7 protein-coding genes and 1 pseudogene are annotated in these 6056 nt (G+C 70.2%); 1 reads left to right on the forward strand and 7 read right to left on the reverse strand.

Features of this window, described 5'->3' with window-relative positions:
• Positions 1–36 precede the first annotated feature (36 nt).
• Positions 37–633 (forward strand): GNAT family N-acetyltransferase, encoded by a 597-nt coding sequence (locus Q0W60_RS17080; protein ID WP_297697284.1) that lies wholly within the window; start codon positions 37–39, stop codon positions 631–633.
• On the opposite strand, the gene Q0W60_RS17085 is transcribed toward Q0W60_RS17080, so the two are convergent.
• From Q0W60_RS17085 to Q0W60_RS17115, 7 genes and pseudogenes are all read right to left on the reverse strand, one after another.
• Entirely contained in the window at positions 596–1675 is a 1080-nt protein-coding gene (locus tag Q0W60_RS17085; RefSeq protein WP_297697285.1) for a Glu/Leu/Phe/Val dehydrogenase dimerization domain-containing protein, read from the reverse strand. The genes Q0W60_RS17080 and Q0W60_RS17085 overlap by 38 nt on opposite strands.
• Before the next feature lie 63 nt (positions 1676–1738).
• A complete protein-coding gene (locus Q0W60_RS17090) occupies positions 1739–2758 on the reverse strand; it encodes an alpha/beta fold hydrolase (protein ID WP_297697286.1) in 1020 nt (339 codons plus the stop codon).
• 13 nt (positions 2759–2771) lie between these two features.
• Complete coding sequence (locus Q0W60_RS17095; RefSeq protein WP_297697287.1) at positions 2772–3353, reverse strand: uracil-DNA glycosylase family protein; 582 nt, start codon at positions 3351–3353, stop codon at positions 2772–2774.
• A gap of 59 nt (positions 3354–3412) precedes the next feature.
• Positions 3413–4066 carry a glutathione S-transferase family protein gene (locus Q0W60_RS17100; RefSeq protein WP_297697288.1) on the reverse strand — a complete coding sequence of 218 codons (654 nt, stop codon included), beginning with the start codon at positions 4064–4066 and terminating at the stop codon, positions 3413–3415.
• Positions 4067–4081: 15 nt separating this feature from the next.
• Positions 4082–4327 (reverse strand): DUF3253 domain-containing protein, encoded by a 246-nt coding sequence (locus tag Q0W60_RS17105; protein WP_297697289.1) that lies wholly within the window; start codon positions 4325–4327, stop codon positions 4082–4084.
• Positions 4327–5475: an acyl-CoA dehydrogenase family protein gene (locus Q0W60_RS17110; protein ID WP_297697290.1), complete on the reverse strand. Its 1149-nt coding sequence runs from the start codon at positions 5473–5475 to the stop codon at positions 4327–4329. The genes Q0W60_RS17105 and Q0W60_RS17110 overlap by 1 nt, the downstream gene beginning before the upstream one ends.
• A gap of 10 nt (positions 5476–5485) precedes the next feature.
• Positions 5486–6056, reverse strand: a pseudogene (locus Q0W60_RS17115) (acetyl-CoA C-acyltransferase); the annotation flags it as partial.

Consider the following 6056-nt stretch of genomic DNA (forward strand, 5'->3'; position numbering starts at 1 on the left):
AGCGCCTGGCCTCCGGCCCCTCTCGGAGACCCTGTCATGGCGTTCGAACTTCCTCTGCCGCCCACTCCCGTGCTCGAAACCGAGCGGCTGATCCTGCGGCCGCTCGAACTTCGCGACGCGCCGGCCTTTCAGCGCTGCTTTCCCGATTGGGAGCTGCTCAAGTACCTGCACGCAGGCATCCCGTGGCCCTATCCGCCTGACGGAGCCGAGACGAACACCCGCGAGTCGCTGGAGAAGCGCGCCCGCGGTGAGCGCTTCTATTGGGTGATCACCCTGAAGGACGGCGATGATGAGGCGATCGGCCGGATCGACCTCTGGCCGTTCGACGGGCAGCTGCGCGACATGCGCGGCTTCTATCTCGGACGTGCTTACTGGGGCCGCGGGCTGATGACGGAGGCGGCCGACGCCGTCACCGACTACGCGTTCCGGGTCCTCGAGTGGCCGTTCCTCTACCTCACCAACGCCGTCCCGAACGTGGCCTCGCACCGGGTGAAGGAGAAGCAGGGCGCCGAGCTCATCGGCACTGAGCCCGCCGCCTACATGTCCGGCGAATATCCGCGGGAGGTCTGGCTGCTGACGCGCGAGGCGTGGATCGCTAGGCGGCCTGCCGCTTCGCTTCCGCGGCGAGGCTGATCCGGTTGCGGGCGATCTCCTTTGCGACCTCGCTGGTGGGACGGTTCTCGGCTTTCGCCCGGTCGAGGACCTCCTCCAGGGTTTGGGCGAGGCGATCAAGCTTGCCGTCGACCCAGGCGGGGTCGAAGGCCTCGCCCCGCTCCAGCGCACGGATCTCGCCGGCCACATTGATGATGCCGCCGCCGTTCAGCACGTAGTCGGGCGCGTAGAGGATGCCGCGGGCGAACACCGCCCGGCCGACCGCCGCATCGGCGAGCTGGTTGTTGGCCGCGCCGGCGATCACTCGCGCCCTGAGCCGCGGCAAGGTCTCGGCGCTGATCGCGCCGCCCAGGGCGCAGGGGGCGAAGACCTCGGCCTCGGCGTCGAAGATCGCGGCCGGCGGCACGATCCTGGCGCCTGTGCGGGCGGCGACCGCGTGCAGGACCTCGGGATTGACGTCGGTGATGACGAGCTTGGCGCCGACGGCCGCGAGCTTGTCGGCAAGACGGCCGCCGACATGGCCCACGCCCTGCATCGCGACGGTCACGCCCGCAAGGTCGCGGCCCAGCGCCCGCTGCACGCAAAGGCACAGGCCGCGGAACACGCCCTCGGCGGTGACCGGGCTGGGGTCGCCCGAGGCCGCGGGGTGGCCCTCGAGGCCCGCCACGTAGCGCGTGGCCTTGCGCGCATGGACCAGGTCGCCCGGCGAGACGCCGACATCCTCGGCCGTCCAGTAGCGGCCGCCCAGGGTCTCCACGGCGCGGCCGAACGCCTCGAACAGCGCCGGCGTCTTCTGGGTGCGGCTGTCGCCGATGATCACCGCCTTGCCGCCGCCGAGGTCGAGGTCGGCCATGGCGTTCTTGTAGGACATGGCGCGCGAGAGCCGCAGCGCATCGTCCTGCGCGGCCTCGGCGCTCGCATAGGGCCACATGCGGCAGCCGCCGGCCGCCGGGCCCCGAGCCGTCGAATGGACGGCGATCACGCATTTCAGGCCGGTTTTTTCGTCAAAGAAGGCGTGGACGCCTTCGTGTCCCTCGAAGTCGGCCGAATCGAACAAGGTCATGCTAATTGCAGCGCCTGCTGTGCAAAATGGTTTCGCGAGCGCTCTACGCCGGTGGAAGGGCGCTCACAAGCCTCCAGCAACCCGTGCAATTTCCGCGCCTCGCGCCGGCGAATGCGGAATGGGCGGTGCGCCGGAGGGGAGCGGCGCCTGCGGGTCGCGGATGAACGACAGCACGTCGGCCCAGACGATCGGGCCCTCATGGTCGCGCATCAGGAGGTGATAGCCGTTGGCGTAGTTGGCCGAACGGTCGGCGGGCTTCAGGTGCGCGGCGGCCCGATAGGCGGCGGACTTGGGGATGATCTGGTCGTGCGCGCCGTGCAGGTAGAATGTCGGCACGGAGGCGCGGCCCACATCGTCGGAAGCGTCGCTCATCAGCGAGACCAGGCCGAAGATCGCGTCGGAGCGCGCGCCCCAGATCATCTTCGGGTCGCGGCCCATGGCGATCAGCTCTTCGCGATTGTCGGTGGGCTTGATCTTCGAGGTGAGCCAGCGCGGCGGCTCGTAGACCTTGCCGGCGGTGAAGTTCGCGGCGAACCAGAGCAGCGTCTTGTTCGGCAGCGGCTGCTCCTTCCAGCCCCAGACGGCCGGGGACATCAGAATGAGACGATCGGCGGCGGGCGGCCGGTCGGAGGCGAAGGCGACCGCCGCCACCGCCCCGCCCATGCTCTCGCCCGCAACGGCGATGATGGCGTGCGGGAACTTGCGGCGGACCAGGGCCACGACGGTCCGCAAGTCCTCGGTCATCAGCGCCTCGCCCGCCCAGACGCCGCGGTCCGGCGAGCGGCCGAACCCGCGCTGGTCGAAGGCGTAGGTCGCCACCCCCTGGCTCGCCCACCACGGCGCGGCCAGGTGGAAGGCGTTGGAGTAGTCGTTCATGCCGTGGACGCCCACGATCACCGCCCAGGGATCGCCCACCGGGTCCCAGTGCTGCAGCCCAAGCCGCGCGCCGTCGAAGCTCACCACACGGTCGTCCTCCAGGCGCGGACCGGAGAAGGCGGCGGGCGGGCTCAGCGGCCGCTGCACGAGCAGCGGGGTGCAGGCGGAGAGCGCGAGCGCGGTGAGAACGATCAGCAGGCGCGGCATGGCAGGTGTGGAATCAACTCAGGATTTCGCGGACCCTTTGGCGGAGATAGGGCGTAACTTCGGCCTCGAACCAGGGGTTTCGCTTCAGCCAGGCGGTGTTGCGCCAGGACGGATGGGGCAGCACCAGCCGCTCGGGCAGGTGCGCCCGCCAGGCGCGGACGGTCTCATTGAGCGGCCCGCAGCGGCGGCCCAGCGTCCAGGCCTGGGCGTAGGAGCCGACCAGCAGGGTGAGCTCGACGTGCGGCAGCTCCGCCAGCAACCGCCCGCGCCAGAGCTCGGCGCACCGCCGGGGCGGCGGATAGTCGCCGCCCTTCGGATTCGTACCGGGGAAGCAGAAGGCCATGGCGGCGACGCCGATGCGGGCGTCGCCGTAGAAGGTCGCGCGATCCACACCCATCCAGGCGCGCAAGCGGTCGCCCGAGGGGTCGTCGAACGGCAGGCCGCTCTCGTGCACGCGCCGGCCCGGCGCCTGGCCGGCGATCAGGATCCTCGTCTCGGCCGAGACGCGCACCACGGGCCGCGGCTCGTGCGGCCATGCCCCGGCGCAGGCGCGGCAGGCGGCGATCTCCTCCAGCAGGGCTTGCAGCTCCGTCACGCGCGCACCCTACCTCTCACCGACGCGTGGGGAGACCGCTTCGCGTTGCGACCAATCGCCTAGGCGGGTTCGCGCTGTGCGGTGGCGGCGAGCGCCTGCGTCTCCTGGACGATCAGCTTGGCGAACGCCGGCCGCGCCAGGATGGATTCGATATAGCCGTAGGCCTTGGGATGGGTGCTCGGGTTGAGCGGGCAGCCGGCGTGACTGGCGGTGGCGAAGGGGCTCGCGACGGCGATGTCGGCCAGGGTGAAGCGGTCCTCGACCAGATAGCCGGAGGCCGGAATGACGCTCTCGAGGTAGTCGGCGACCTTCGGGAACGCCGTCTTCTGGGCCTCGTCGGCGGCGGCGAGGTCGCCGGGCCGGCCGAAGAACCGCGGCGAGACGATGCGGTTGAAGAACATCGTGCCGCTGCAGGCCGCCACGATCGTATCGCCGTACTCCTCGTACCAGATGGTCCGCGCCCGCGCCTTGGGCTCGGTCGGGATCAGGTTCGGCTCGGACTTGATGGCGTCGAGGTAGGTGATGATCGCGGTGGAATCCGAGATCAGGAAGTCGCCGTCCTTGAAGCCCGGCATCTTGCCGAACGGGCTCGCCTGCTTGAACGCCTCGCCGCCGGCCTGTGGCGCGACGAGCTCGAACTCGAAGCCCTTCTCGGTGGCGAACACCATCGTCTTGCGCACGAATGGCGAGAGCGAGTTGCCATAGATGATCATCAGCGACCTCCCTGGTCAGGGCTCCGGCAGACGCATCCGCCAGACGCCCTTGAAATCGTCCGGATCCGCCGGCTTGCCGTGGCGCAAGATGACGAGCCGTCCCTGCCGCGCCAGGGCCACAGCCGCGTCCCGCACCTGCGACAATTGCCTGCGCCACCCCTCGGGATCAACCGCGCGCGCCACCTCCTCGGGGGAAATCGACTTGCCGGCGGGGAGCGTGCCGAGCCGTTCGAAGATCGCCGCCTCGATCGCCGAGCTCATCAGCCGCCGCGCTTCAGGGTCTCGCGGGCGATGACCACCTGCTGGATCTGGCTGGTGCCCTCATAGATCCGGAAGATGCGGACGTCGCGGTAGAAGCGCTCGATGCCGTAGTCGGCGACGTAGCCGGAGCCGCCGAAGATCTGCACCGCCCGGTCGGCCACGCGCCCGACCATCTCGGAGGCGAAGTACTTGGCCGCGGCCGCCTCCAGCGTCACGCCCTGGCCGGCGTCGCGCTTGCGGGCGGTCTCGAGGGTGAGCGCCTTGGCGGCCATCGACTCGGTCTTGGAGTCCGCGATCATGCCCTGCAGCAGCTGGAAATTGCTGAGCGCCTGGCCGAACTGCCTGCGTTCGCCCATGTAGGCCACGCAGTCGGCGATCAGCCGCTCGGCGACGCCGACGCAGACCGCCGAGATGTGCAGCCGGCCGCGGTCCAGCACCTGCATGGCGACCTTGAAGCCCTCGCCCTCGCGGCCGAGGCGGTTCTCAGCGGGCACGCGGACGTTCTCGAAGATGACGTCGCAGATGTGGGCGCCCTGCTGGCCCATCTTCTTCTCAGGCTTGCCGACCGAGAGGCCAGGGAGCGTGCGCTCCACCAGGAACGCCGAGACGCCGCCGGCGCCCGGCTTCTCCGGATCGGAGCGCGCCATGACGGTGAAGAGGTCGGCCTTGTTGGCGTTGGTGATGAAGCGCTTGGCGCCGTTCAGGACATAGGCGTCGCCGTCGCGGTGGGCGCGGGTCTGGACGTTGGCGGAATCGGAGCCGGCCTCCGGCTCGGTGAGCGCAAACGAGGTGATGATCTCGCCCGAGGCGATGCCCGGCAGGTACTTCTGCTTCTGTTCGGGCGTGCCGAACATGACCAGGCCCTGGCTGCCGATGCCGACGTTGGTGCCGAAGGTGGAGCGGAAGGCCGGGCTGGTGCGGCCGAGCTCGATCGCCACCAGGCACTCGTCCTCCATCGAAAGATCCAGCCCGCCGTACTCCGCCGGGATCGACAGGCCGAACAGGCCGAGTTCCCTCATCTCCCGGACGACGTCGGCCGGCATGGCGTCGTCCTCGGCCACCTTCGCCTCGAGCGGGCGCAGGCGCTCGGCGACGAAGCGCCGGACGGTGTCGATCAGCTGCTCGCGGGTCTCGGCGTCGAGGGCCATGCCGCCCAGCCTAAGCGCGCTCGAAGACCGCGGCGATGCCCTGGCCGCCGCCGATGCACATGGTTTCCAGGCCGAGCTTGCCGTCGCGGCGCTTAAGCTCGCGCAAGAGGTTCGCGAGGATGCGGCCGCCGGTGGCGCCGATCGGGTGGCCGAGCGAGATGCCGGAGCCGTTGACGTTCAGCCGGTCGCGCTCGTCCCAGCCCCAGCCCTTGAGCACCGCCAGCACCTGCGGCGCGAAGGCTTCGTTGAGCTCGACCAGGTCGATGTCGTCCCAGGAGAGCCCGGTGCGCTCGAAGAGCCGCTTCACGGCCGGCACCGGGCCGATGCCCATGCGCGACGGCTCGCAGCCCGCCGCCGCCCAGCTCACGAACCAGCCCATGGGATCGAGATCGAGCTCGGCGAGCTTGTCCTCGGCCACGACCAGGCAGGCCGCGGCCGCATCGTTCTGCTGGCTGGCGTTGCCGGCGGTGACCACGCCGTCCTTCTCGATCGGCTTCAGCTTGCCGAGGCTCTCGGCCGTGGCGTCGGCGCGGACCCCCTCGTCCTGGGCGAAGACGATCGGATCGCCCTTCTTCTGCTTG

Origin of the sequence: Phenylobacterium sp. (assembly GCF_025934275.1) — a bacterium.
Lineage (GTDB): Bacteria > Pseudomonadota > Alphaproteobacteria > Caulobacterales > Caulobacteraceae > Phenylobacterium.

What these genes read in the sequence shown, in the direction of transcription:
- Q0W60_RS17080 (WP_297697284.1), top strand. Translation starts at nt 37, where the DNA reads ATGGCGTTCGAACTTCCTCTGCCGCCCACTCCCGTGCTCGAAACCGAG.
- Q0W60_RS17085 (WP_297697285.1), bottom strand. Translation starts at nt 1,675, where the DNA reads ATGACCTTGTTCGATTCGGCCGACTTCGAGGGACACGAAGGCGTCCAC.
- Q0W60_RS17090 (WP_297697286.1), bottom strand. Translation starts at nt 2,758, where the DNA reads ATGCCGCGCCTGCTGATCGTTCTCACCGCGCTCGCGCTCTCCGCCTGC.
- Q0W60_RS17100 (WP_297697288.1), bottom strand. Translation starts at nt 4,066, where the DNA reads ATGATCATCTATGGCAACTCGCTCTCGCCATTCGTGCGCAAGACGATG.
- Q0W60_RS17105 (WP_297697289.1), bottom strand. Translation starts at nt 4,327, where the DNA reads ATGAGCTCGGCGATCGAGGCGGCGATCTTCGAACGGCTCGGCACGCTC.
- Q0W60_RS17110 (WP_297697290.1), bottom strand. Translation starts at nt 5,475, where the DNA reads ATGGCCCTCGACGCCGAGACCCGCGAGCAGCTGATCGACACCGTCCGG.